Below are 25,446 nucleotides of genomic sequence, written 5' to 3'. Positions count from 1 at the left end.
TGGGGGCAGCGAGCGGGCGCCCCATGTGCGCTCCCGCGTCAGCGTCCTTCGGCCGCTTCCAGCACGGATCCGGACTGTCCGCTCGCCTCGGCCAGGCGCAGCGCATTGCGGACGATCCGGATGCCCGTGTCCTGGGCCAGTGTCATGATCGATTCCGGATGGAACTGGACGGCGGCGACCGGTGCGTGGACGTGCTCGATCGCCATGATCGTTCCGTCTTCGCTGACAGCGGTGATGGCCAGCTCCGGCGGCAGGCTTGCGGTGTCGGCTGCGAGCGAATGGTAGCGGCCGACGGCGAAGCTCTCCGGCAGGCCGGCAAAAAGCGGTGAGGCCCCGGTTTGCGTCACCTGGGAGCTCTTGCCGTGGACCGGCACGGACAGCTGATTGAGGGATCCTCCAAAGGCCTCGACGAGCGCCTGCAGGCCGAGACAGACGCCGAAGAGCGGCAGGCCGCAGGACCGCGCGGCCCGGATCGTTGCGGCGCAGTCGAAGTCGGCGGGCCGGCCGGGCCCGGGCGACAGCACCACCAATTCCGGGTCGAGCCGACGCAGGGTCGCCTCGTCGATGGGCCCGCGCAGGGTCGTGACCTTGGCGCCCGCCTGGCGGAAATAGTTCGCCAGCGTGTGCACGAAGGAATCCTCGTGGTCCACCAGCAGGACCCGGCGCGAGGGAACGGCTTCGGTCTCGGCCGGCTCGGTCTCCGGCCCGGCGTTGGTACCGGCGGTTCGGATCGCGGCAATCATCGCGGAGGCCTTGAGCTCGGTCTCCTTCTCCTCCGCATCTGCCTCGGAATCGGCGAGAACCGTTGCGCCGGCGCGCACCTCCGCGATGCCGTCCTTGATGCGCACGGTCCTGAGCGTCAGTCCGGTGTTCATGTCGCCGTTGAAGTTGAGGAGGCCGACGGCGCCGCCATACCAGAAGCGCGGCGAACGCTCGTGTTCCTCGATGAAGCGCATGGCCCAGCGCTTCGGCGCGCCGGTCACCGTCACCGCCCAGGCATGCGACAGGAAGGCATCCAGCGCATCGCGCTCCTCCAGCAGCGCGCCTTCGATATGGTCGACGGTGTGGATCAGCCTTGAATACATCTCGATCTGGCGGCGCCCGAGAACGCGCACGCTGCCGGGGACGCAGACGCGGCTCTTGTCGTTCCGGTCCACGTCGGAGCACATGGTGAGCTCCGTCTCGTCCTTCTCCGAATTGAGCAGCCGGCGGATCTGGGCCTCGTCCTCGATGGCGTCGCGGCCGCGCGGAATGGTGCCGGAGATCGGGCAGGTTTCCACGCGTTTGCCGGTCACCCGGACGAACATTTCCGGCGACGCGCCGACGAGGTACTCGCCTTCGCCAAGATTGATGAGAAAGCCGTAGGGGCTGGGGTTGATCTCGGTCAGTCGGCGGCTGACGGCCGCCGGTGACGCGGTGCAAGCTTCCCGGAACACCTGGCTCGGAACCACCTCGAAGAGTTCGCCGCGGGCGAAGCGGTCGAACGCCTTCTCCACGGTTCGGGCATATTCGCCGGGCCGGTGATCGCCCTCCGCGCTGGCATCGAGATCCGGCACGTAGGGCCGCACCTCGCCGTCGCGCGGCAGGTCGTGGGTGGCATGGCCGTCCACAGTGAAGTCGTAGGAATAGGTTGTGGCGGAGCGGCCGTAGTGGTCGACCACGAGGATCTCGTCGGGAAAGTAGAGAACCAGGTCGCGCTGGCCGGGCTCACGTGTCACCCGTTTTTCGATCGGCTCGAACTGGTAGACGAGGTCGTAGCCGAAGGCGCCGGCGAGGCCGAGCTTGTCGTCCTCGTGGCTCTCGAAATGGGCGATGATCGCGCGCACGACCGAGAAGACCGACGGCTGACGGCTGCGCTCCTCCTCCGGAAAGACCTCGTCGGAGGGCATCACGCGCAGCGCGATCCGGTCGCCGTCGGCAACCATGTCGCCGATGAAGGGCAGGTCGGCCACCGCAGCGGAGAACGCGGGCAGCAGCACCCGACCGCGCTCGTTGAGCGCCGAGATCGTCACGTCATAGCCGCTGGCCTCGATGGACACGGGCGGGTTGACGAGCGCGAAGTCCCAGCGCGTGTAACGGCCGGGATACTCGTAGGTGGACGAGAAAACGCAGCCGCGTTCGGCATCGAGCCTTGCGATGTAGGAGCCCGTCGCGTCGCCGTAGGCGAGCTCGTGGCTGATCCGCCTGACGGCAATGCCGCCGGCCGTCTCGTAGAGGGTTTCTGCAGTCGTCCGCATCGTCAAAGCTCCCGGTCAGGGGACGATCGGAGACAGTTTGACTTCTGTGCCGCCGGTCGGTCCCGGGCGGCACGGTCAATCGGGCAAGTCTTCCCTACCGCACCGCCAATGAAGCGGTGCGCCACCAGCGCGCGGTGAGGAAGGTCCCGTTCGTCATCATGGGCAATAGCGTTACGCAACCTTGGCAAAGGTTGCAACTGAGGATGTGAGGGGGGGCGTTCCGGCCTGGAGAGCAGCCCGACCGCGCACGCAGGCGACCGCGCAAAAACGCGCAACCAGAACGCTGCGCAGACGTGCGCAATCCTGCGCGATTCTGCGCAGAGGGTCGGCACGCGTCGGCGCCTTGCGCGGTGGCTCTGGCGCGCCGGCGTCTGCCTGATAGGTTCTGCCTCGAACACGAGCGCACACGAGCGACGGGAGGCGCGCCATGGCGGACCTGATCCTGGCCATCGACCAGGGGACCACTTCCAGCCGGACGATGATCTTTGCGAGCCCGACCCGGGTCGCGGCCGTCGCCCAGGAGGAGTTCGACCAGTCCTATCCCCGTTCGGGCTGGGTGGAGCACGATCCCGAGGCGATCTGGGACACCACGCTCCGCACCGCCCGCGACGCCCTCACCAAGGCCCGGGCCGAGGCGGAGGACATCGCGGCCATCGGCATCACCAACCAGCGTGAGACCACCATCGTCTGGGACCGGGAGACCGGACGGGCCATCGCGCCGGCCATCGTCTGGCAGGACCGGCGCACCCACGAAATCTGCGAAAAACTGCGGGCCGAGGGCGCCGAACCGCTGGTGACCGAGCGCACCGGCCTGCTGCTCGACCCGTATTTCTCCGCCACCAAGATCGCCTGGATCCTGGAGAACGTGGACGGCGCCCGGGAGGCGGCGGAGGCCGGAAAGCTCGCCTTCGGCACCGTGGACTGCTGGATCATCTGGCGGCTGACCGGCGGAAAGGTGCACGCCACCGACGCCACAAACGCCTCGCGCACGCTGCTCTACGACATCCACAAGAACCAGTGGGACGACGAGCTCTGTGCGCTGTTCGGCGTGCCGCGCTCCATGCTGCCGGAGGTGCTGGACTGCGACGGCGACTTCGGCACCAGCGAGCCAAATCTCCTGGGTGCGGCGATCCCGATCCGCGGCGTCGCCGGCGACCAGCAGGCGGCGACCATCGGCCAGGCCTGCTTCAAGCCGGGCATGATGAAGGCGACCTACGGCACCGGCGCCTTCGTGCTTTTGGTCACGGGCGACGAGCCGGTGACCTCCACCAGCCGGCTGCTGACCACCATCGCCGCGCGCCAGGGCGGCCGCACCCGCTATGCGCTCGAAGGCGCGATCTTCGTGGCCGGGGCGGCGGTCCAGTGGCTGCGGGACGGGCTCGGCATTGTGGGCTCCGCCTCCGAGACGGGGCCGCTCGCGGCCCGCGCCGACGAGCATCAGGAGGTCTACCTGGTGCCGGCTTTCACCGGGCTCGGGGCGCCGTGGTGGGATGCGGAGGCGCGCGGTGCGATCTACGGCCTGACCCGGGGCACCGGACCGGCCGAGCTTGCCCGCGCGGCGCTGGAATCGGTCTGCTACCAGACCGGCGACCTCTACGCCGCGATGCTGGAGGACTACACCGGCGGCAAGGCGACGGTGCTGCGGGTCGACGGCGGCATGGCGGTGAGCGACTGGACCATGCAACGCCTCGCCGATCTGCTCGCCGCGCCCGTCGACCGGCCGAAGATCCCGGAAACGACGGCGCTGGGGGCCGCCTGGCTTGCCGGCCATGCGGCCGGTGTCTGGCCCGACGAGGAAGGGTTTTCGCGCATGTGGGCGCGCGACCGCCGCTTCGAACCGAAGATGAAGGCGGCGGAGCGCGACCGCCGTGTCGCGGGCTGGCGGGAGGCCGTGCAGCGAACGCTGAGCGGACGGTAGAACGCAAGGTTGCGTGGGCCGCGCGCGCAAACGGACCGGCGGCGCGAGGCGGCCGCGAAAGCGACGGCCGCAAGGCGCGTTAACGCCAACCCGGGAACCGGGTCGGGCGCCGCCGGATACCCTTTCGGAGTGTCCCGCGATCCGCTAGAAATGGCTCACACCCGGTCGGGACCCCTGCAACCGCATAAGGGGCTGCTCAAGGCTTGCGGTCACGCAACCCGGCCACATCAGGAGGGAGTGTTAGATGGCAATCAATCGTTGGATGACGGCCGTGTCCGTTGCCGCCGTGACGGCGGTCGCGTTCGCCGGGCCGGCGCTGGCCCAGGACCTGAAGATCGGCGCGCTGATGCCGATGACGGGCGACCTGTCGGCCTATGGTGAGGCCGACCTCAGCGGCATCCAGCTCGCCGCCGAAGAGATCAACGCCGCCGGCGGCAACGTCGAGGTGATCGTCGCCGATACCCAGACCAACCCGCAGGCCGGCGTCGACGCCGCCCAGAAGCTCGTGAACGTCGAGGGCGTGCACGGCATCGTGGGTGCGCTCTCCTCCGGCGTGACGATCCCGGTGGCCACCTCGGTGACCAGCCGCGAGGGCGTGGTCCAGATCTCCGGCGCGTCCACCTCGCCGACGATCACCACGCTGAAGGACAACGACTTCCTGTTCCGCACGGTGCCGTCCGACGCCTTCCAGGGCATCGCGCTGGCCAAGCTCGTGAAGGACAACGGCGTCAACGCCGTCTCCACGATCTACGTGAACAACGCCTACGGCCAGGGCCTGGCCGACGCCTTCGCCAGCGCCTTCGAGGAAGCCGGCGGCACGGTGGCGGAGTCGATCCCGTTCGAGCAGGGTCAGGCGTCCTATCGCGGTGAGCTGCAGCGCGCCAAGTCGGGCGACGCCGAGGCGCTGCTCCTCGTTGCCTACCCGGAAAACGGCACGGTCATCCTGAAGCAGTCGCTCGAGGGCGGTTACTTCGACAAGTTCATCTTCACCGACGGCATGAAGGCGCCCGAGGTGATCGAGCAGATCGGCGCCGACTACATGAACGGCTCCTACGGCACGGTCCCGGCTTCGCCGGAGAGCGCCGGCCTGAAGGCGTTCCAGGAGGCTTACAAGGCGAAGCACGGCGATCTGCCGCCGCTGCCCTACATCGACACCGCCTATGACGCGACCATGCTGATCGCGCTCGCCGCGGTGAAGGCGGGCTCCAACGACCGCACCGCGATCCGCGATGCGCTTCGCGACGTGGCCAGCGCTCCGGGCGAGGTCGTCGGCCCGGGCGAGTACGCCAAGGCGGTCGAGCTCCTGAAGGCCGGCACCGACATCAACTACGAAGGGGCCGCCGGATCCCAGGACTTCGACGAGAACGGCGACGTGCCGGGCACGATCGGCCAGTGGTCGTTCCAGGACGGCAAGATCGTCGACGGCGACATGATCGACACCAGCAAGTAAGCGCCATCCGGCGGGCCACAAACCCGCCGGGTTCGCATGGTCTTGGGGAAGGCGCGGCCGGCGACGGTTCGCGCCTTTTCCTTGTGCGCCCTTGCGATGGACAGCGCGGCCACGGCGCGGCGGGACGCGGGCCGGCAGACGGCCGGGCAGGGCAAACGCGGTGCGGCAATCTCGGGACGAAGCGACGATGAGCGTTTTCAGGGTTCTGGTTCTGGTGGCGGCGCTTGCCGCCCTGGCGGGTTGCCAGCAGGTACAGACCCAGGTCGATGCCTATTCCGCGATCTCGGCGACGATCGTGCCGAAGACGGTCTATATCGCCCCCTACAAGGGGATGGGCGGCGACACGCTGCCCTGGCAGACCAACGCGGCGACGCTCGCCGGCGTGCTGGCGGAAAAGGGCTTTACCCGGGTCTCAAGCCGCAAGCAGGCGCGGCTTGTCGCCTTCTTCGGCTTCGCCGTCGATGAGGGTGAGCGCGTCACCACACAATATCTCGTTCCGCAATGGGGCTACGTCTACGGCCCCGGCTTCGGCACCGGTTACTACGGCGGCGGCTGGTACGGGCCCGGCCCCTACGGCGGCTATGGCTGGGGCTTCGGGCCGCGCTTCGGCGTGGTCGGCTACTCCGCCGGCATTCGCACCGAGACGATCTTCACCCGCTCCGCCTCCATCGACATGATCGACACCAGGACCGGCAAGAAGGTCTTTGAAGGCAAGGCCGTCAGCCAGGGCACCTGCGGCGTGTTCGCGCCGGTGGCCATGCCGATGATCCGGGCGCTGCTGTCCAACTTCCCGCAGGGGCGCACCGGCACCGTGACGCTGCCGCAGACGGATCAGTGCTGAGGGGGGCCTCACCAATATCTCCGCTCATTCCAGCGAAGGCTGGAATCTCGTTGCCGAGTCGGCTGGTTTTGGCCGGGTGAGATGAGGCCCGTTGCCGATGGCTGCGCCCATACACTCACCCTTCCAGGCTGCTCTGATGCCCGAACTGGATTCCGGCCTTCTCCGGAATGAGCGGAGTGTGGGGTAAGGCCTGAGCCAGCCAAATCCTCCGCTCATCCCGACGAAAGTCGGGAGGTGGGTTCACATTCGGAGCGCAACAGGCGTTTGAGGAAGACCTCGGCGGGGGTAGCCGATCCGTACAACCCATCACTCCGCCCGAGCCTGCCGAGAGGCCCTATGGACTCCCGCTTTCGCGGGAGTGAGCGGAAGTCGACTGCGCGTGCCTCATTCCCCGGCAGGTCTGGGCGCGCTCCGGAAATGCCCCCTGCCGCCGAGCCACCACAGGAGCGCCAGGCCGGGAAGGGCGGCGAGTGCGGTGAGCCCGAAGAAGAACACCCAGCCGATGGCTTCCGCGGCGTAGCCGGCTGTGGCGGCGAGCACGGTACGGCCGACGGCGGCGAGGGCGGCCAGCAGCGCGTACTGGGTGGCGGTGTGGCGCGCGTCGGTGCACAGGCTGGAGATGTAGGCGACAAAGACCACGGTCCCCAGGCCGCCGGTGAAGTTCTCCACGGCGATGGTGACGGACAGCGCCCAGAGTTCCGGCCCGACCATCGCCTGCCAGGAGAAGACGATGTTGGACGCCATCTGCAGCAGGCCGGCGATCCACAGCGCCCGGTACATGGGCATGGCCTTGGCCATGGCGCCGCCGGCAAAACCGCCGACCAGAACGGCGGCGAAACCGACCCCTTTCACGATGCCGGCATAGGCGGCCTTGGAGAAGCCGATGTCGAGCACGAACGGCGCGGTCATCACGCCGGCGAAGGCGTCGCAGAACTTGTAGAGCACCACGAACAGGAGGATGACGACGGCATCCTTGCGGGTCAGGAATTCGTGGAAGGCCTCGTAGGCGGTGACGGCAACGCGCATCACCGGGTTGGCGCGGCGGTCGTGGATCTCGCCGAGGTGCTCCTCGCCCGGCGTGTGGGCGTGGTCCGGTTCGGTGGCCAGCAGCGTCGTGACCATGCCGACGAGCACCAGCGCGGCCATGCCGGCATAGGCCCAGCCCCAGGCATCGGCGAGCTCGAACCCGCGCACCTGCAGGGCGGTGACCAGCAGGGCCGCGCCGGCGGTGGAGGCCAGCATGCCAACCCGGTAGGCGGAGACGAACCAGGCCATGCCGGCGGCCTGTTCCTCGTCCGGCAGGCTTTCCACCCGGAAGGCGTCGATGACGATGTCCTGGGTGGCGGACGCGATGGCAACCAGCACCGCCCCGAGTGCAACGGCCCAGGGCGTGAGCGTCGGATCCAGCCAGCCGAGATAGAGGATCGCGGCGATCAGCAGGAGCTGGGAGAGGATCAGCCAGCCGCGCCGGCGCCCCAGCAGGCGCGACAGAACCGGCACCCGGGTCGCGTCGACGATGGGCGCCCAGAGGAACTTGATGGTGTAGGGGATGCCGACCAGCGAGAAGAGGCCGATGGTGGACAGGTCGACGCCCTGGTCGGCCATCCTGAGCGCCAGGGTGGACCCGGACAGCGCCAGTGGCAGGCCGGAGGCAAAGCCCAGGAACAGGATGATCAGCACCTGCGGCTGCAGGAACACCGCGATGGCGGCGCGCAGGCGCTGGGCGCGGGAGAGGTCAGCCTTCGAGAGGTCGCCGGTGGTCATGCCTGGTCTCCGCCGGGATCAGCGCGGTGCGCGCCCGGCCCGAAGGGGGCCGGAACACGCGACCGTAGCCGATTCGATGGCGCGAGAGAGGCTGACGCCGAAATCGCCGGAGCGGCGGGCGGGAGCGCGCGGTCAGTCCTTGCGCCGCGCGATCGGCCTCGGCCGTTCTTCCGGCAGCATCCCCTGGGGACGCAGCAGCAGCACCAGTTCCAGAAGCACGCCGACCAGGAGCACGCGCGCGGCGCTGGCCTGGGTGGCGTATTCCGGCGGCAGCCGGGCGGCCAGCGTTTCGGTCCCCGACCAGACCAGCCAGACGACGATGGCGCCGAGGATGGCCCCCTTGTTGTTGCCCGAGCCGCCGGCGATCAGCATCGCCCAGACGATGAAGGTGGCGAACACCGGCTCGAAGGCGTCCGGCGAGATAAAGCCGATGAAGTGGGCGTAGAGGGCCCCGGCGAAGCCCATGATGGCGGAACCGAAGACGAAGGCCTGCAGGCGGAACAGGCGGACATTCTTGCCGGCGGCCTCGGTGGCGTCCTCGTTGTCGCGGATGGCGCGCAGGACGCGGCCCCAGGGGGCGAGGCGGGCGCGCTCGACCAGGAAGTAGACGACCGCCACGCAAGCGAGCACCAGCGCCAGGAAGACATAGCCGGAGCCCTGGCCGTCGTGGAACGGGCGGGGAATGTCGGAGATGCCGCGCACGCCGTGCGACAGCCACTGCTCGTTCTGGAAGACGAAGCGGATGATCTCGGCGATGCCGATGGTGGCGATGGCCAGATAGTCGGACCTGAGATTGACCGTGATCATGCCGATCAGCACGGCGATCAGTCCCGAGGTCACGATGGCCGCGGCCGCGCCCACCACGAAGGGGAATTCGAAGCCGCCGACGTGGGCAGCGTTGGGCCCGGCGGTGAGGATCGCGGTGGTGTAAGCGCCGACGGCGAAGAAGCCGGCGATGCCGATGTTGATCTGTCCGGTCAGGCCCCACTGGACGTTCAGACCAAGCGCCAGGATGGCGTAGATCGAAACCGTCGACAGGAAGAAGACGAGGTAGCCGAAAAGGCCGCTCAGCTCCATGGCGCGTCTCCGGTCTGAAGGGGATGAGGGCGGGTCACAGCGAGGTCCCCCGGAACAGGCCGGTGGGCCGGATGATGAGCATCAGCACCAGGAGCGCGAATGCGACGGCGTGCTTGTAGCCCGGGTCGATCACCATGGTGGAGAGCTCCATGGAGATGCCGATGATGAAGCCGCCGGCGATGGCGCCGTAGGGCCGGCCGATGCCGCCGAGGATGGCGGCGGCGAACACCGGCAGCAGCAGGCGCCAGCCCATCACCGGGTGCAGGCGGGTGTCCATGCCGAGGAACACGCCGGCGACGGCGGCGAGCGCGGCCGCGATGACCCAGGTGATGAGGATCATCCGGTAGGCCGGGATGCCGGAGATGCGGGCGAGGTCCATGTTGTCGGACATGGCCCGCATGGCCTTGCCGAACTTGGAGCGCGACAGGAACAGGTGCAGCGCCACGATGATGAGGATGGTGCCGCCGACGATCCAGAAATGGTCGGGCCGGATGACGATCTCGCCGAACCGGTAGGGGATCTGGATGCCCGACTTGAAGACCTGCGGGGCCGGGCCGGCGACGAGCTGGATCGCGCTCCTGAGGATCAGCGCGTAGCCGAACGAGGAGATCAGCAGGATCACCGGATGGCTGGAGCGTAGCGGCCGGTAGAGGCAGAACTCCGCCACCAGCACCGCGACCACGGCGAACAGGATGGCCACAGGGATCGCCACCATCGGCGTGACGCCGATGAGCGTGACGCCGACCAGCGCGCCGTAGGCGCCGACGGTCATCACGTCGCCATGGGCGAAGTGGGCGAAGCGCAGGATGGAGAAGACGAGGGACACGCCGATCGCGCCAAGCGCAACGATCGAGCCGGTCACGATGCCGTAGACGACGAGCTGCAGGACTTCCATTAGCGGCGCCGCTCCATCGCAGGGGTCGTCAGGGTTGCCTCAGCCGCCAAGGAACATCTCCGCGATCTCCTTGTTGGCCAGCATGCCGCGGCCGGTGTCCTCGAAGCGGTTCTGACCGCTGGAGAAGACGTAGCCGCGGTCGGCGATGGCCAGCGCCTGCTTGGCGTTCTGCTCGACCATGAGAATGCCGACGCCGAGCGCGTTGACGCGCTTCACCTGACGGAAGGTCTCGTCGATGAACTTGGGCGACAGGCCGGCGGTGGGCTCGTCGAGCAGCAGCAGCTTGGGCTCCAGCATCAGGGCGCGGCCCATGGCCACCATCTGGCGCTCGCCGCCGGACATCTGGCCGACCGGCTGCTTCTTGCGTTCCGCCAGCCGCGGAAACAGCTCGTAGATCTTCTCCATCTGCGGGCGCCAGTCGTCCTTGCGGATGAAGGCACCCATTTCCAGGTTTTCCTGGACGCTCATGGAGGGGAAGACGTTGCGCTCCTGCGGCACGTAGCAGATGCCGCGGGCGACGATGTCCTCCGGCTTGTTGTTGGTGATGTCGCGTCCGTCATAGACGATGGAGCCGGCGCGCACGTTCACCAGACCGAACACGGCCTTCATGAAGGTGGACTTGCCGGCGCCGTTCGGCCCGACGATGACGACGACTTCGTCGCGGGACAGGGTGAGGTTGAGCCCGCAGAGGATGTCGGCGCCGCCGTAGCCGCCGGTCACGTCCGTGGCGTCGAGGAGAGCCATTGTTGGTCTTCTTACTCCGCTTCGGCGGTCTCGGGATGGCCGAGATAGGCCTCCCGGACAGCGGGATTGGCGCGAATGTCGGCCATGGTGCCCCTGGTCAGGACGCTGCCCTGCGCCATCACGATGATCGGGTCGCAGAGCTCGGCGATGACGTCCATGTCGTGCTCGATGAGGCAGAAGGTGTAGCCGCGCTCCTCGTTGAGGCGCCGGATCGCGGTGGTGATGGCGCCGAGCAGCGTGCGGTTGACGCCGGCGCCGGGCTCGTCGAGGAGCACCATGCGCGCGTCGGTCATCATCGTGCGGCCGAGGTCGAGGAGCTTCTTCTGGCCGCCCGACAGGTTGCCGGCCAGCTCGTCGGCCACGTGGGCGATGTTGAGGAAGGCCAAGACCTCGTCGACCTTGTCGGCGATCTCGGCGTCCTGGCGGCGCACCTGGCCCCAGCGGAACCAGGAGGAGAACAGGTTCTCGCCGGTCTGCTCGGGCGGCACGATCATCAGGTTCTCGCGCACGGTCATCCGGTAGAATTCGTGCGGGATCTGGAAGGTGCGCACCAGGCCGCGATGGAACAGCGCGTGCGGCGGCAGGCCGGTGATGGTCTCGCCGTCGAAGACGATGCGGCCGCTGTCGGGCTTGAGGACGCCGGCGACGATGTTGAAGAGGGTCGACTTTCCGGCGCCGTTGGGGCCGATGAGACCGGTGATGGACCCTTCCGCCACCTCGAAGGAGCAGCCGTCGACGGCGCGGATTCCACCGAAGGAAAGCGATACGTCCTCGATCCGGATCAAGCGGGTCTCCCTGGAGGCGACAAGGCGATGCGCGGGCAGCGTGTCGGAGTCCGGTCGGCAAGTCCAGCCCGCGTGCATTCCGTGCCTCTCGCCGCGCGGGCGACGGGCCGGAACGGCGAGGGGGGTACGCAATTTCCCGGCGAATGACAAGCGCGGGGACTAGACGGTTCCCAGCTTTTCCTCCGATTGAGGAAAACCTTTCGTAGAAAGTGTTTCGCGGGATCAGGTTTCCTGAGACGCCGGCCTCCCGGAATTATTCTCCCAGCTCCTTCATGACGATATCGAGCATCCGGCGCTGGGTGTCGGCGTCGCCGTCGGCGACCTCAATGTTGAGGTAGGGCCGGATGCCGGCGAGGGCGGCGTAGTGCGAGAGGGAGCAGTCGGTGCTTCGGGCCGAGGTGGTTTCCACCATCACGTTGACGCCGCGCGCGGTCAGGCGCTCGACCAGGGGAGCAGCTCGGGCCTCGTCGCCCTTGAGAACGGCGGTGATGACGAGGGAATCCTCGCTCGCCAAACGGCCGCTGGCGCCGGTGCCGGGATAGGCGGTGGCGTCGCGCCCGGGCGCGCGGATGGAGACGGAGCCGCCGCCGTGGCGGCCGCCGATGCCGGGCGCGTTGGTGTGCAGCGCAATCACCGGCGCGCCCCAGCGGCGCTGGGACAGGATCGCGGCGACGTAGCGCGTCGCAGGCGTGCCGGAGGTGCAGCGGGACCGGCCGGCATCGAAGGCGCGATTGGGGTCGGTGCCGCGGTTGGTCCGCCGGCCGCCGGTCTCCACCAGAACGGCCGTGCCGCCGTATTCTTCGAGCGCGTAGGCGAGCGTCTCCACGGCCGCCTGCTCGTCGTCGTGGGGCAGGACCCAGAGCGGCCCGGACCGGGCGGTGTTGCGGATCGTCTGGACGGTCCAGGTGCGACCGCGCTCCTCGAATGTCTGCTCGGTGACGCAGCGGTTCGGGCCGGCGAGCGAGGGATGGCGGCGGATATCGCCGTCGCCGTCGCGAAGCTGATCCGCCGTCAGGCAGCCGCCGGCATTGGGAAAGAGCCGGCTCTTGCCGCCACCGGACGACGACGGGGGCACGCACGCGGCAAGCGCAAGGCCGCTGCACACCAGGGCGACGAGGGCGGAGGAGCGCCTGGGAAGCGCACGGATCTGAGACGGCATGGGGACCGGTTCTTGCATTCGGGGTGGCCGCCGCAGGACGCGCGGCGTGGAGACGGTGCCCCCTGAATTATGGCGGGCTAAGGATCGTCAGGGGTCCTGAGGCGTTAGAGTGGAACGGTCTGTCGGTTTCCATCACCCTGACCGGGGATGTGTTCGATGTGAAGAAGGAGTGCACGGCCATGGCGAAGACGGAAACGATCGGCGAAGCAACGCTGGAGATCCTGACGCCCGAAGAGGTGGCGGAACGGTTCGACCGCAACGAGATCGTGCTGGTGGATGTGCGCACGCCGGCAGAGTTCGCGTTCGAGCACATCAAGGGCGCGCTCCTGCTGCCGCTGTCCTCCTTCGATGCCGAAAAGCTGCCGGGCCAGTCGGACAAGGCACTGGTGTTTCACTGCGGGTCCGGCATTCGCTCGCGCAAGGTGGCCGAGGCGTGCGCGGCGGCGGGCATCACGCAGCTGGCCCACATGGACGGCGGCTTCGGCGCGTGGAAGAGTGCCGGGCTTGCCTATCTCGCCGTCGATCCGGCGACAGGGTCGATGGTCGCCAAGCCCTGACCGCCACGCTTCGGCAGGTTTACGCTCTGGAAAGCGTTGACCGCCCACAACCGGACCACCGACCTTGGACGGACGTGGCCCGAAACAGACGGATCCTGAACCGGGTGGATATTCGGCTCGGGAGGCGAAGGAGGCAAAGTCGATCGTGGATGGCATGCCGCAGAAGGTTTCGGTGGGAACCGCGGGACTGGATGCCATCCTGGCAGGCGGGGTGCCGGCCGGTGCCGCGACGCTGATCACCGGCGGCCCAGGTGTCGGCAAGACGGTGCTGGCCAGCCAGATCGCCACGCACTGGGCAGGGCACGACGGGCCGACACTATTCGTGGCGTTCGAGGAAAGCCCGGCCTCCATCGTTGCCAACACGCGCTCCTTCGACTGGGCGAACGAGGCCCTGGTCGGCAAGCGCCTTCATTTTCTCGACGCACAGTCCACCACCCGGGCCGCCTTCGCAGGCAGCTTCAGCCTCGACGGATTGATGGCCTCGCTGAGCGCGATGATCACGGAATACGGCGTCCGCTTCGTCGTCTTCGACGGTATCGACCAGCTTCTGGACCTGCTGCCGAGTCCGCTCGCCCGTCGCCGCCAGTTCCTTCACCTGCTCGATACGCTGTCCGACCTGTCGCTTACCGCCCTCATCACGGTGAAGCGGCGCGACGGACCGCGCGACCCCGACTATGTCTTCATGCAGTACGCGATGCAGTGCGTGCTGCAGTTGGAGAACGGCGGTGGCCCCCTGCGCGGCCGCCGGTCGGCGACGGTCATCAAGTATCGGGGCACCCAGGCCCGGCCTGGCCTGCATCCATTCGTCATCGATCGGGCAGGATTCTCCATCGCGGACGCCGTGACCATCGACGACGAGGCGCTTCCCGATCTCGGCGAGCGGATCTCAACCGGGGTGGCCGACCTGGATCACCGACTGTGCGGGGGGGTGTTTCGCGGCACGGCGCTGCTGGTCTCCGGTGCGCCGGGCACGGCCAAGACGTCGCTGGCCTCAGCCTTTCTCGTGGCCGGGGCCGAGCAGGGCGAGAAGGGGCTCTGCATCTCCTTCGAGGAACCGTTCGAGCGCATCGCCGCGAACGTCGCCTCGGTGGGGATCGACCTGGAGACGCCGGCGCGCAACGGCCTGATCCGTTCGTTGAGCCTGATGCCGCGAACGGCCCAGCCGGAAGAGATCTATCTCGCGGTGCTGCGCGAAGTGGAGGCCTTCCGGCCGCGCCGGGTTGTCGTCGATCCCATCTCCGCGCTGGTGAAGGCGGGCAGTGACGACCCGGACGCGGACCAGCTTCTCGAGCGCCTCTTCCGGCTGCTCAAGAGCCAGCGATCGACGGTGGTGGTCACCAGCCTGCTCGATCCTGGCGCCCACGACGGCCAGCAGAGCCTCAGCGGCATATCCGCGATCGCCGATACCTGGATCGAGCTCAGCTATGCCGGTGTCGGTGGCGAACGGGTCCGCGAGCTGTCCATCGTCAAGGCGCGCGGGACAGCGCATTCCAGCGAGGTCAGCGCGCTCGTGCTCGGCGACGCCGGGATCTCACTCGCCTCGTTGGCAAGAGGCGAGGGGCTGCGCGGCGACCAGGCGGCGATCCGCAGCCGGTGGCAGCGCCTGCGCGACGAGATCAGCGAGATCGAGCGCGATCCGCTGTTTCGCGGAGAGCAGGGTGCGCCGGATCAGAACGACAAGGCCGGGGAAGCGCCATGACCGACAACCGTAGTGGTCCGGGGCGCGAGGCTGGCGGGGTTCACCTGACCCTGTTCGTGGGTGGATCGCACCCCGCCTCCATCCGCGCGAAGGGGACGCTCGAGGCCGCGCTGTCGGACCACGTTACGCTGGCGGGACGGCTGAGGGTGGTGGACGTGTTCGAAGACCCCCGCGCCGCGCTGGCATCCGGCGTGGTCGCGACACCGTCCCTGCTCGCATCCGATCGCGAGCGGCGTCTCTGGCTGATCGGCGATCTGGAAGACAGGGACGAACTCGACCTCTTCCTGAAGAGTTTCGCCGACGGGCTCGTCGGGTCCGGGGTGCCATCCAAGACATCGGCTGCGCCGGCGGGCGGCAAGCCATGACACCCTTCCACCGGACCAGGCCCTGCCTTCTCGCCGCATCGCTGCTGATTGTTCTGACAGCTCTCGGCGTGCTGGCCTGGTACCTGGCCTTCCTCCGCACGCGATCGGATCCGCTGACCGGACTTCTGGGCAGCGCCCTGGAGCTGGTCTGGATCGTCGTGCTGCCGCTTCTGGCCGTCGGGCTGCTGCTGGTCGGGGCACTGCGGTCGGCAACCGCCACGGAGAGGGATCTCGCCCGGGCCACGGCCGCCGGCCGCATCGGCACCTGGACCTACGATCCCACGACTGAGCTGGTCTATGTGGGTGCATCGGAACTCGTGCTCCTCGGGCGCGACAGCAGGGTCAATCCTGGCTGGTATCCGGCGTTCACCCATTTCCATCCCGACGATGTCGAGCGGGCGAAATCGACGCTGGCCCAGTGCATCGAGAACGGCGCTCCGGACTGCCGCAACGTGTACCGGGTCAAGAAGGCGGACGGACGCTATATCAGTGTCGAGGCCAGGGGTTTCATCGAACGCGACGCTGCCGGGAAGGCGGTGCTGGTGCACGGCGTTCATCTCGACATCACCGGCCGCTTCATCGATACGGTCGAGGAGGGCGGAGCCTTCCTGCCGAGCCTGAAGGAACAGGCGCTCAACTCGATCCGCGAGGGGGTGCTCGTGGTGGACATGACCGTCGGTACGCAGCCGGTCATCTACGTGAACGAGGGTTTCCTGCGCCTGTCGGGCTATGACGAGAACGAGGTGCTCGGTCGGAACTGCCGGTTCCTGCAGGCCTCGGATCGCAATCAGCCGGCGGTGGGACTGGTGCGCGATGCCATCGCCCAGGAGCGGGCCGTGCGCGTCACCCTGCGCAACTACCGCAAGAACGGAACGATGTTCTGGAACGAGCTGTCGCTGACCCCGATTCACGGGCACGACGGCATCCTGACCCACTATGCCGGCGTTGCCCACGACGTAACGGAGGCGGTGGAAGGGCTGAACAAGATGCGCGAGGCCGCCTACCAGGATGGTCTCACCGGAATCCGCAACCGGCTTGGCCTCGAACGCGACCTGGAAGGGGTGCTGTTCGAGCGCGGCGCACACCTGGTGGCGGTTGTGCTCCTCAATGTGCGCGGGATGGGGGCGCTGAACGAGAGCTACGGCATGGACACGGGCGACCGGCTCCTGTCGTCCATCGCTCGCCGCCTGCGGGCGGAGCCGGACCTGAACCGGCTGTCGGCGCGCACCGGCGGCAACGAGTTCGCCTACGCCTTCACGGCGGCCACGATCACGGAGTGCGAGGCGGAGGTGGACCGGCTGCGTGCTCTTCTGGCCGAGCCGTTCAACGTGGCGGGTGGACGGACCATCATCGGCTTCTCGATGGGGTGGGCCTCCTCCATCCACAGCCATGAGCCGGCGGTCCTGCTGCGCAATGCGGAAATCGCGCTTAGCGACGCGCGGCGCTCCGCCGCCGGGACTGTCCGCCGCTTCGAGCCGGCGATGGCCATCGCGACCCAGCAGCGGGCTCGTCTGGTGGCCGGCATGCGCGACGCCATCGCCCGCGACGAGCTGACATTCCAGTACCAGCCCATCGTCGACCTTCATTCCGGCCGGATCGTGCAAGTGGAGGCGCTGATGCGCTGGAACCACGCCACCTACGGCCCGCAATCGCCGGCGATCTTCATTCCGCTCGCCGAGGAATCGGGCCTCATCGGCGGACTGGGGGACTGGGGCATCGACCGCGCCGCGCATTTCGCATCGGAACTGGCAGAACGGACCGTGGATCCGATCCCGATTTCGGTGAACGTCTCCGGCGCGCAGTTCTCCACCACGCCGGTGTTGCAGCAGCTGCTCGACGCCACGCAACGCTACGCGATCTCGCCGAACCGGCTGGTGGTGGAATTGACGGAATCGGTGCTCGCCGACGAAAGCAAGCTGATCGCCCAGCTCGCCGAAATCCGCGCGGCCGGCTTCAACATCGCCATCGATGACTTCGGCACGGGCTACTCGTCGCTGAGCTACCTGCAGAACTACCCGCTGCACGAGATCAAGGTCGACAAGGGCTTCATCCGCAACATCGAGACCGACAGCTACAGCGTGAAGATCGTCGAGATGTGCGTGGAACTCGCGCGCGAGATCGGCTGCTCCGTGGTCGCCGAAGGCGTGGAGACGGAAGCGCAGTGCGACATCCTGCGCGGCATCGGGTGCGACTTCGCCCAAGGCTACTTCTTCGCCCGCCCGATGGAAGAGCACCAGCTCAAGGCGTTGCTCGACCAGTGGCCGCACGGGCCACGCCGGCGGCCGTCTCCCCCCGCACACGGCGGCGCGGCACGCTGAAGGGCCGGGTCGCACCGGCGACCCTGATGCAGCTTTGCAACGCTTAAGGCTTTGTTGACCCTGATACCCGGTCAAAGCTTCTTCGCCGCAATCTCGTCACCAGATAGCGAAACGAAAGCCAGATTGCAGCGTTCAGTTAGCGCGCAAGCCGGCAGTCCACGGACGATCGATCCGGCGAGGGTGACAGAAGAGCACCCCTTCAAAAAACCTGTGTCAGCAAGGTGGTTACAATGATGGTATTGCGTCGATTTGCTCTCGCTGGAGCGGGCCTGTGCATGGTCGCGGCTCCGGCTCTCGCGGCAGATCTCCCCCAGGAGACCTACAGCGCTCCGATCCAGCCGGCACCGGTTCAGGTCTACGACTGGACGGGCATCTACCTCGGTCTGCATGCGGGCTGGATCGGTGGTGACGTCGATCCGGACTTCACCGGCACCGACGGCGCTGACGGCAGCGCCTTCACCGGCGGCTTCCACGCCGGCGCCAACTACATGGTCACGCCGCAGTTCCTCGTCGGTATCGAGGGTGACGTCGACGGCACGTCGTTCGACCAGGACGGCACGTTCCAGCCGGGTGTGGCGGGCAACGCCAACATCAACTGGACGTCCAGCATCCGCGGTCGCGCCGGCTTCGCCTTCGACCGGTTCCTCGCCTACGGTACCGGTGGTGTCGCGTTCGCCGACGTGGACGTGACCAGCGGCGCCTTCAAGGAGTCCAACACCCACACCGGCTGGACCGTGGGTGCCGGTCTCGAAGGCATGATCACGCCGAACGTCACGGCGCGTCTGGAGTACCTGTATGCCGACTACGGCAGCCAGGACTACACCTTCGGCGGCACGACCACCGACATCGACGTGACGTCGAACGTCGTCCGCGCCGGTATCTCCTACAAGTTCTAATCCGGCTCCGGCGCCGTGGCGATGACGCCGCGGTGCCCTCCGGCCAGGCTGCGAAGAAGGCGCCCCTCGGGGCGCCTTTTTTGTTTGCCACAATTATGGTTTACAGCGCTTAACGTTAATTTCCTTAAGGTAAACAGCGCATCAACCTTAATTTTATAATTATCGGCGAAAACATTCCTGACCACGCGATCGGTCTCATCACTCGATTCGTCTTTCCGGAGTAAGCGGACGGCAGGGTGATCGGCGGTCGCGGGGGCCATATCGAGACGATCAGGGATGTATCGAGTATGATTGCTTCTCGCCTTTTCTCGGCCGCAGCCATCGCGGTAGCGATGACGACGGCCGCCTCCGCCGCAGATCTTCCGGACGTCGTGTTCGCCGAGCCGGTGCCGCTGCCCGAGCCGACCCGTTTCGACTGGAGCGGTGTCTATGTCGGCGGCCATGCCGGCGTGACGGCCGCGTCCGTCGACCCGGGCTATGCCGGCCAGAAGGCGCTCTACGAGAACGCGTTCACCGGCGGTATCCATGCCGGTGTCTCCACGATGATCACGCCGATGTTCGTGGTCGGCCTGGAAGCGGACCTCGACGCCACCACCTTCGACGAGACCCGTTCCTATGGCGGCCAGTCCATCAACGGCAGCATCGACTGGACGGGCTCCGCGCGCGGCCGGATCGGCGTGGCCTTCGGCCAGTTTCCGATGCTGGCGAGCGTCCAGCCCTACCTGACCGGCGGTATTGCCTTCGCCCGAATGCGGGCCCAGACGCCGGGCTACACCGACGCGGCGAACCACACCGGCTACACGGTAGGCGGCGGCGTCGAAGCGGCGGTGACGCCGAATGTCGTGGTCAGGGCGGAGTATCTCTTCACCGAATACTCCAACGAGCTCTACGCGCTGGGGCCGACGGTCGGCACCATCGACATGGATGCCCGCACCAACGTCGTGCGCGGCGGCGTCAGCTACTTCTTCTGACGCCTCGCCCGATCCCGACCGTCTCGATCAGGAAGGCCCGTCCCGGGCCTTCCGTCGAGCCGGTCCGGCCACTCAGGGCCAGGCCTGCCCGCGGTTTTGCCGCGCCGGTTCACACGAAGGCGTCCGGCATCTCGTCCTTGCGCCGGGCGACGAACGCCTTCACGGCCTCGTCGACGCCGGGATCGATGGCCGGGGCCTCGTAGTCCGCCAGCCACTTCTTCCAGAGCGTGTTGGCGCGCTGGTCGGCGGTGAGGCTGCCATCGGCCTCCCATTGCTCGAACGAGTTGTTGTCAGCCAGCGGCGAGCGATAGAACGCGGTCTTGAAGTTCGCCTGGGTGTGGTCGCAGCCGAGATAGTGGCTGCCGGGCCCGACCTCGCGGATGGCGTCCATCGCCTGACCGTTCTCCGACATGTCCACGCCGCCCAGAAAGCGCTGCATCATGGCCAGCTGGTCGCAGTCGAGCACGAACTTCTCGTAGCCGGCAACGAGGCCGCCCTCCAGCCAGCCGGCGGAGTGGAGGACGAAGTTGGTGCCGGCCATGACGGTGGGCAGCAGCGTGTTGGCGCTCTCGTAGGCGGCCTGCGCATCCGCGACTTTCGACCCCGCCAGCGATCCGCCGGAGCGGAACGGTACCCCGAGGCGCCGGGCGAGCTGTGCCGCGCCGTAGAGCACCAGCGCCGGTTCCGGCGTGCCGAAGGTGGGGGCGCCCGACTGCATGGAGATGGACGAGGCGAAGGTGCCGAACACCACCGGCGCGCCCGGCCGGCAGAGCTGGGCGAAGGCCATGCCGGCCATCGCCTCGGCAAGCACCTGGGTCAGGGTGCCGGCGACGGTCACCGGCGACATGGCGCCGGCCAGGATGAAGGGCGACACCACGCAGGCCTGGTTGGCCCGGGCGTAGACCTTGAGCGCGCCGACCATCGTCGCGTCGAAGACCATCGGCGAGTTGGCGTTGATCAGGTTGATGAGAACGCAGTTGGCGTCGACGAATTCCGCGCCGAAGACGAGTTTCGCCATCTCCACTGAATCGGCGGCCCGCGAGGGATCGGTCACCGACCCCATGAAGGGTTTGTCGGACCAGCGGATGTGGGAATAGACCATGTCGAGGTGGCGCTTGTTCACCGGCACGTCCACCGGCTCGCACACGGTGCCGCCGGAATGGTGCAGCGCCGGCGCCATGTAGGCCAGCTTCACGAAATTCTCGAAGTCGGCGAGCGTGGCGTAGCGCCGGCCGCCGTCGAGATCGCGCACGAAGGGCGGGCCGTAGACCGGCGCGAACACCGTCGACGGGCCGCCGATCTCCACCGAGCGCGCCGGGTTGCGGGCGTGCTGGGTGAAGCGCGCCGGCGCGGTGGCAAGCAGCGCCCGGCAGAGGCCGCGGGGGAAGCGGACCCGCTCGCCCTGGACGTCGGCGCCGGCATCCGTCCACATGGCGAGCGCCTCGGGATCGTCACGGAACTCGATGCCGACCTCTTCCAGGAGCGTGTCGGCGTTGGTCTCGATGAGGGACAGGGCCTCCTCGTCGAGAACCTCGAACACCGGCAGCCTGCGGGTGATGTAGCCGAGCTGCTCGGTGCCGGAGCTTCGCCCGGCCCGGCGCGCGGCCGAACCGCCGCCGCCGCGACGACGCGTGGGGGTGGTGCCGCCGTCCGCGGCCCGGGTGTCGTCGATCATCTCGTTCATGGCCAGCTCCCCTGGTGCGCAGCCGAAATCCGGTTCGGGCGAATGCCAGAATGAGCCCGGCGGGGGCGGTGGGCGTGTTCCGTTGCGTCATCGTTCCGACGCCAACGGAACAGCCGCGGGCTTCATCGCCGGCTCGGCCGTGTCTGGCGGGCGTCGCCGCGTCGCATTCGCCGGGGCGCGGTGTCGCTTTTCGAACCGGGGGGCGGGCTTGCCGGGTGCTAATTCTGGGTCCGTGATCCGGTGCTTCCGGACGGTCGATGCGTGGTCCTGGCGGGATGAGGAGCTTTTGCCATGGCGGACGACGACGAACTGGACCTGGCCGCCCTCTCCGACGAGGAGCTCGTCGAGCAGATGCATGCCGATCTCTATGACGGCATGAAGGAGGAGATCGAGGAAGGCGTCCGGATCCTTCTGGAGCGCGGCTGGCAGCCCTACAGGGTGCTGACGGAGGCGCTCGTCGAGGGCATGCGCATCGTCGGCATCGATTTCCGCGACGGCATCCTGTTCGTGCCCGAGGTGCTCCTGTCGGCCAATGCCATGAAGGCGGGCATGACGATCCTGCGCCCGCGGCTGGCCGAGACCAACGCGCCGAAGGTCGGCAAGATCGTCATCGGCACCGTGAAGGGCGACATCCACGACATCGGCAAGAACCTCGTCGGCATGATGCTCGAGGGCGCCGGGTTCGAGGTCATCGACATCGGCATCAACAACCCGGTGGAGAACTATCTGGCGGCGCTCGAGGAGCACAAGCCGGACATCCTCGGCATGTCGGCGCTGCTCACCACCACGATGCCCTACATGAAAGTCGTCATCGACACGATGAAGGAAAAGGGCATCCGCGACGACTACCTGGTGCTGGTCGGCGGCGCCCCGCTCAACGAGGAGTTCGGCATGGCGGTGGGGGCGGACGGCTACTGCCGCGACGCGGCCATTGCCGTGGAAATGGCGAAGGACATGATGGCGCGCCGCCACAACGTCCGCGCCGCGGCGGTCTGAGACGACCGGAAAGAGGGGGTCGGGGCCATGCTCGATCTGCTCGAACCCGATGTTATCGACGGCCCGGACGGCTTCGCGCCGGAGCCCGCGCAGACGGATGCCGCCGGCGTGACGGTGGTGGCCTGCGGCGCGCTTGCCCGGGAAATCCTCGCGGTGAAGGCGGCGAACCGGCTCGACCATCTCCGCCTCGCCTGCCTGCCCGCGACGCTGCACAACCACCCTGATCGCATCCCCGAGGCAGTGCGCGGCGCGATCCGCAAGGCGCGTGCCGGCGGCACCGCCCACGTCGTCGTCGCCTATGGCGACTGCGGCACCGGCGGCCTGCTCGACCGGGTGCTGGAGGAGGAGGGGGCGGAACGCATCGCCGGACCGCACTGCTACGCCATGTTCATGGAGGGCTTCGCCGGGCCGCAGCCCACCGAGGACGCCGACATGACGGCGTTCTTCCTCACCGACTTCCTGGTGCGCCAGTTCGAGACGCTGGTGATCCGGCCGCTCGGCCTCGATCGTCATCCGGAGCTGCGTGACCTCTATTTCGGCCACTACGACCGCGTCGTGTATCTGGCCCAGACCGAGGATGCGGTCCTCGATGAACGGGCGCGCGCCGCCGCCGACCGGCTGGGCCTCGCCTACGAGCGACGCGCCACGGGCTACGGCGCGCTCGCCGACTTCGTCGCCGCCCTCTGAAGACGCCCTCCGAATCGGATCGCCGACCGCTGCCCGCGCCATGAGCCGGGCCGGACCGGCGCGTGTGCGCCTGCGGCAACCGCTTCATCTGTCAGCCTTTCCGGGCATTCGACAGCCTTGCGACAGCTCCGCGTCGTTTGGTGTCGCAAACCAGTTTCGCGGCGTCGCAAGCGCGGCATCCCGCGCCCCGGATCGCGCGCATCGTTCAAGACAGAGGATAGGAGCGGGCCATGGCAGATCGGGTCGTCGTCTTCTGGCGGGACATCCCCGCACAGGTCATCGTCAAGTCGGGACGGCGGCAGGCCAAGCGCCTCCTTCCCGATCGGTTCGCGGTCGCCATCGACCGCTGCGCGATGGCGAGCGAAGCGACCGGCGAAGACCCCTACCTGGCCGACTGGCGACGCGGCGAGCCCGAGCCTTGCGGCGACGATCTCGACGCCGAAGCCGATGCCGCTTCCGATCTTCTCAACGCGGCCTATCCGATCGAGCGGCTGACGGCCCTCATTGAGACCCGGGGATACGATCATGGCTGACCCTGTCCGGATTGCCCTGCCGACCGCCGCCGCCTCCATCGAGGCCTCCCCAAAGCAGGTGCTGGAACTGGCCGATCTCGACCGGCTGTTTCCCGCTGGAACCCGGGTCTACCTGACCGATACGGGAACCGCGCCGGCGGCCGCCCAGGTCGAGGCGGCGCGCAGGTTGAGCCGCGCCGGCTACGTTCCGGTGCCGCACATCCCGGTGCGGCGGATCGAAAGCCGCGAGGAGCTGGCCAGCCGGCTGCACCGCCTGGCGCTGGACGGTGGCGCCACCAATGCCCTGGTCATCGCCGGTGGCGTGCCGAGGCCGGCCGGCCCGTTCGCGTCCTCGATGGATGCGCTGGCCACCGGCCTGTTCGGCGGGCATGGCTTCACCTCGCTGGCCGTGGCGGGTCATCCGGAGGGCAGCCCCGACATTTCCGAGGATGAAATCCGCAAGGCGCTCGCCTGGAAGAACAATTTCGCTGCGAAGACCGGCACCGACGTGCGGATCGTCACCCAGTTCTCCTTCGATCCGCGGCTGGTGATCGCCTGGTCGCGGCGCCTGGCGCGCTCCGGCAACCAGCTGCCGATCCACGTGGGGCTCGCCGGGCCGGCGAAGATCACCACGCTGGTGAAGTACGCGGCACTCTGCGGCGTCGGCGCGTCGATGTCGTTCCTGCGCTCCAAGGGGTCGAGCCTCGCCGTGCTGGCGACCTCGTACAGCCCCGAGGGCGTGCTCGGCCCGATCGAGGCGCATCTCGCCGAAGAGCCGAGATCCGCCATTGCCCAGGTGCACGTCTATCCGTTCGGCGGACTGCGCCGCACGGCCGAATGGCTGACGGAACGCGGCACGTGGTTTGCCGCCGCAGCCGCCGAATCCGAAGTCGAGACCGAAACCATCGCCGCGGAGGCCGGACTATGAGCCGTACCGTTCTTTCGTCCGCCACCCGCGAGGTCGCGATCGGCTTCGACGAGCCGTTCTGCGTGATCGGCGAGCGCATCAACCCGACCGGGCGCAAGAAGCTGTCGGAGGCGATGAGCCAGGGCGACTATTCCATGGTCGTTTCCGATGCGCTGGCCCAGGTGGCGGCCGGTGCGACGGTGCTCGACGTCAACGCCGGCATTCCGCTGGCCGACGAGCCGCGCATCCTGGCGGAGTGCGTGAAGCTGGTGCAGTCGCTTGTCGACACGCCGCTGTCGATCGATTCCTCCATCATCGACGCGCTGGAAGCCGGGCTCGGGGCCTACGAGGGCAAGCCGCTGGTCAACTCGGTGACCGGCGAGGACGAGTCGCTGGAACGGGTGCTGCCGCTTGTGCGCCGTCACGGCGCGGCGGTGGTCGCCATCTCCAATGACGAGAGCGGCATCTCGCCGGACCCGGACGTGCGTTTCGAGGTGGCGAAGAAGATCGTCGAGCGCGCCGCCGATCACGGAATTTCCCGCGAGGACGTGGTGGTCGACCCGCTGGTGATGCCCATCGGCGCGGTCAACGACGCCGGCCGGCAGGTCTTCCGGCTGGTGCGGCGGCTGCGCGAGGAACTCGGCGTCAACACCACCTGCGGCGCGTCCAACATCTCCTTCGGCCTGCCGAACCGGCGGGTGATGAACGGCCACTTCCTGTCGATGGCCGCGGTCGCAGGGATGACCTCGGCGATCATGAACCCGCTGCACGCGGAGGACATGAACGCCATCCGCGCGGCGAACGCGCTGCTCGGCTTCGATCCGGATTGCCGCGGCTGGCTGACCGCCAACCGGCCGGAGGCCGAGGCGCGCCCGGCCACCGGCGGCCTGGCCACGCCGGAAGGGGGCGAGGCGCCGCGCCAGCGCCGCGAGAACCGGCGGCGGGCGCGGGCGAGCGCCTGAAGCGTTTCGTCCCGCGCCGGCC

General features: G+C 68.1%; 22 protein-coding genes. 14 read left to right on the top strand and 8 right to left on the bottom strand.

From position 1 onward, the window contains the following. Positions 1 to 38: 38 nt before the first annotated feature. Positions 39 to 2,237, bottom strand: a complete 2,199-nt coding sequence (locus tag C507_RS20620) for an anthranilate synthase component I (RefSeq protein WP_018698934.1) — start codon at positions 2,235 to 2,237, stop codon at positions 39 to 41. Positions 2,238 to 2,664: 427 nt separating this feature from the next. Here C507_RS20620 and glpK point away from each other — a divergent pair, with 427 nt between their 5' ends. From glpK to C507_RS0106845, 3 genes are all read left to right on the top strand, one after another. Beyond that, a complete protein-coding gene (glpK, locus tag C507_RS0106855; protein ID WP_018698933.1) occupies positions 2,665 to 4,155 on the top strand; it encodes a glycerol kinase GlpK in 1,491 nt (496 codons plus the stop codon). A gap of 244 nt (positions 4,156 to 4,399) precedes the next feature. Next, positions 4,400 to 5,605, top strand: a complete 1,206-nt coding sequence (locus tag C507_RS0106850) for an ABC transporter substrate-binding protein (RefSeq protein WP_210162099.1) — start codon at positions 4,400 to 4,402, stop codon at positions 5,603 to 5,605. Between the two features lie 187 nt (positions 5,606 to 5,792). Next, complete coding sequence (locus C507_RS0106845; protein ID WP_018698931.1) at positions 5,793 to 6,446, top strand: DUF4136 domain-containing protein; 654 nt, start codon at positions 5,793 to 5,795, stop codon at positions 6,444 to 6,446. Positions 6,447 to 6,830: 384 nt separating this feature from the next. On the opposite strand, the gene C507_RS0106840 is transcribed toward C507_RS0106845, so the two are convergent. The 6 genes from C507_RS0106840 to C507_RS0106815 all read right to left on the bottom strand — a co-directional run bounded on the left by C507_RS0106840 (position 6,831) and on the right by C507_RS0106815 (position 12,870). Next, positions 6,831 to 8,210 carry an AmpG family muropeptide MFS transporter gene (locus C507_RS0106840; protein WP_018698930.1) on the bottom strand — a complete coding sequence of 460 codons (1,380 nt, stop codon included), beginning with the start codon at positions 8,208 to 8,210 and terminating at the stop codon, positions 6,831 to 6,833. Positions 8,211 to 8,342: 132 nt separating this feature from the next. Further along, positions 8,343 to 9,287 carry a branched-chain amino acid ABC transporter permease gene (locus C507_RS0106835; RefSeq protein WP_018698929.1) on the bottom strand — a complete coding sequence of 315 codons (945 nt, stop codon included), beginning with the start codon at positions 9,285 to 9,287 and terminating at the stop codon, positions 8,343 to 8,345. Between the two features lie 34 nt (positions 9,288 to 9,321). Further along, positions 9,322 to 10,182, bottom strand: coding sequence for a branched-chain amino acid ABC transporter permease (locus C507_RS0106830; RefSeq protein WP_018698928.1), 861 nt, complete (start codon positions 10,180 to 10,182; stop codon positions 9,322 to 9,324). 39 nt (positions 10,183 to 10,221) lie between these two features. Then, positions 10,222 to 10,926, bottom strand: coding sequence for an ABC transporter ATP-binding protein (locus tag C507_RS0106825; RefSeq protein WP_018698927.1), 705 nt, complete (start codon positions 10,924 to 10,926; stop codon positions 10,222 to 10,224). Positions 10,927 to 10,937: 11 nt separating this feature from the next. Next, a complete protein-coding gene (locus tag C507_RS0106820) occupies positions 10,938 to 11,711 on the bottom strand; it encodes an ABC transporter ATP-binding protein (RefSeq protein ID WP_018698926.1) in 774 nt (257 codons plus the stop codon). A 253-nt stretch (positions 11,712 to 11,964) separates the two neighbouring features. Continuing rightward, complete coding sequence (locus C507_RS0106815; protein ID WP_018698925.1) at positions 11,965 to 12,870, bottom strand: hypothetical protein; 906 nt, start codon at positions 12,868 to 12,870, stop codon at positions 11,965 to 11,967. Between the two features lie 179 nt (positions 12,871 to 13,049). On the opposite strand from C507_RS0106815, the gene C507_RS0106810 reads away from it, so the two are divergent. The 6 genes from C507_RS0106810 (at position 13,050) to C507_RS20610 (ending at position 19,676) form a co-directional block, all read left to right on the top strand. Next, complete coding sequence (locus tag C507_RS0106810; RefSeq protein ID WP_026318910.1) at positions 13,050 to 13,427, top strand: rhodanese-like domain-containing protein; 378 nt, start codon at positions 13,050 to 13,052, stop codon at positions 13,425 to 13,427. A 154-nt stretch (positions 13,428 to 13,581) separates the two neighbouring features. After that, entirely contained in the window at positions 13,582 to 15,126 is a 1,545-nt protein-coding gene (locus C507_RS0106805; protein WP_018698923.1) for an ATPase domain-containing protein, read from the top strand. Beyond that, the gene (locus tag C507_RS20615) at positions 15,123 to 15,491 is read left to right on the top strand and encodes a circadian clock KaiB family protein (protein WP_018698922.1); all 369 of its coding nucleotides are present in this window, start codon (positions 15,123 to 15,125) and stop codon (positions 15,489 to 15,491) included. The genes C507_RS0106805 and C507_RS20615 overlap by 4 nt, the downstream gene beginning before the upstream one ends. Beyond that, complete coding sequence (locus tag C507_RS0106795; protein WP_018698921.1) at positions 15,488 to 17,809, top strand: bifunctional diguanylate cyclase/phosphodiesterase; 2,322 nt, start codon at positions 15,488 to 15,490, stop codon at positions 17,807 to 17,809. Before C507_RS20615 ends, C507_RS0106795 begins: the two co-directional genes overlap by 4 nt. A 275-nt stretch (positions 17,810 to 18,084) precedes the next feature. Then, positions 18,085 to 18,705, top strand: coding sequence for an outer membrane protein (locus C507_RS0106790; RefSeq protein ID WP_018698920.1), 621 nt, complete (start codon positions 18,085 to 18,087; stop codon positions 18,703 to 18,705). 287 nt (positions 18,706 to 18,992) lie between these two features. Further along, positions 18,993 to 19,676, top strand: coding sequence for an outer membrane protein (locus C507_RS20610; RefSeq protein ID WP_018698919.1), 684 nt, complete (start codon positions 18,993 to 18,995; stop codon positions 19,674 to 19,676). Between the two features lie 109 nt (positions 19,677 to 19,785). Here the strand turns inward: C507_RS20610 and C507_RS0106780 are convergent, their stop codons facing one another. After that, positions 19,786 to 21,351 (bottom strand): trimethylamine methyltransferase family protein, encoded by a 1,566-nt coding sequence (locus C507_RS0106780; protein WP_156829213.1) that lies wholly within the window; start codon positions 21,349 to 21,351, stop codon positions 19,786 to 19,788. Positions 21,352 to 21,651: 300 nt separating this feature from the next. Between C507_RS0106780 and C507_RS0106775 the strand changes: the two genes are divergently transcribed. The 5 genes from C507_RS0106775 (at position 21,652) to C507_RS0106755 (ending at position 25,424) form a co-directional block, all read left to right on the top strand. After that, positions 21,652 to 22,356, top strand: coding sequence for a corrinoid protein (locus C507_RS0106775; protein ID WP_018698917.1), 705 nt, complete (start codon positions 21,652 to 21,654; stop codon positions 22,354 to 22,356). A 27-nt stretch (positions 22,357 to 22,383) separates the two neighbouring features. Next, complete coding sequence (locus tag C507_RS0106770; protein ID WP_018698916.1) at positions 22,384 to 23,043, top strand: DUF1638 domain-containing protein; 660 nt, start codon at positions 22,384 to 22,386, stop codon at positions 23,041 to 23,043. A gap of 230 nt (positions 23,044 to 23,273) precedes the next feature. After that, positions 23,274 to 23,576 carry a virulence factor gene (locus C507_RS0106765; RefSeq protein WP_018698915.1) on the top strand — a complete coding sequence of 101 codons (303 nt, stop codon included), beginning with the start codon at positions 23,274 to 23,276 and terminating at the stop codon, positions 23,574 to 23,576. Beyond that, a complete protein-coding gene (locus C507_RS0106760) occupies positions 23,569 to 24,483 on the top strand; it encodes a methylenetetrahydrofolate reductase (RefSeq protein ID WP_018698914.1) in 915 nt (304 codons plus the stop codon). Before C507_RS0106765 ends, C507_RS0106760 begins: the two co-directional genes overlap by 8 nt. Beyond that, on the top strand, positions 24,480 to 25,424 hold the full coding sequence (locus tag C507_RS0106755; protein ID WP_018698913.1) for a dihydropteroate synthase: 945 nt from the start codon (positions 24,480 to 24,482) through the stop codon (positions 25,422 to 25,424). The genes C507_RS0106760 and C507_RS0106755 overlap by 4 nt, the downstream gene beginning before the upstream one ends. Positions 25,425 to 25,446: the final 22 nt, after the last annotated feature.

The organism is Amorphus coralli DSM 19760 (genome assembly GCF_000374525.1).
Taxonomy (GTDB): domain Bacteria; phylum Pseudomonadota; class Alphaproteobacteria; order Rhizobiales; family Amorphaceae; genus Amorphus; species Amorphus coralli.
The sequence above is the reverse complement of the archived record's forward strand: the minus strand, read 5'-3'. Positions and strand labels throughout refer to the sequence as shown.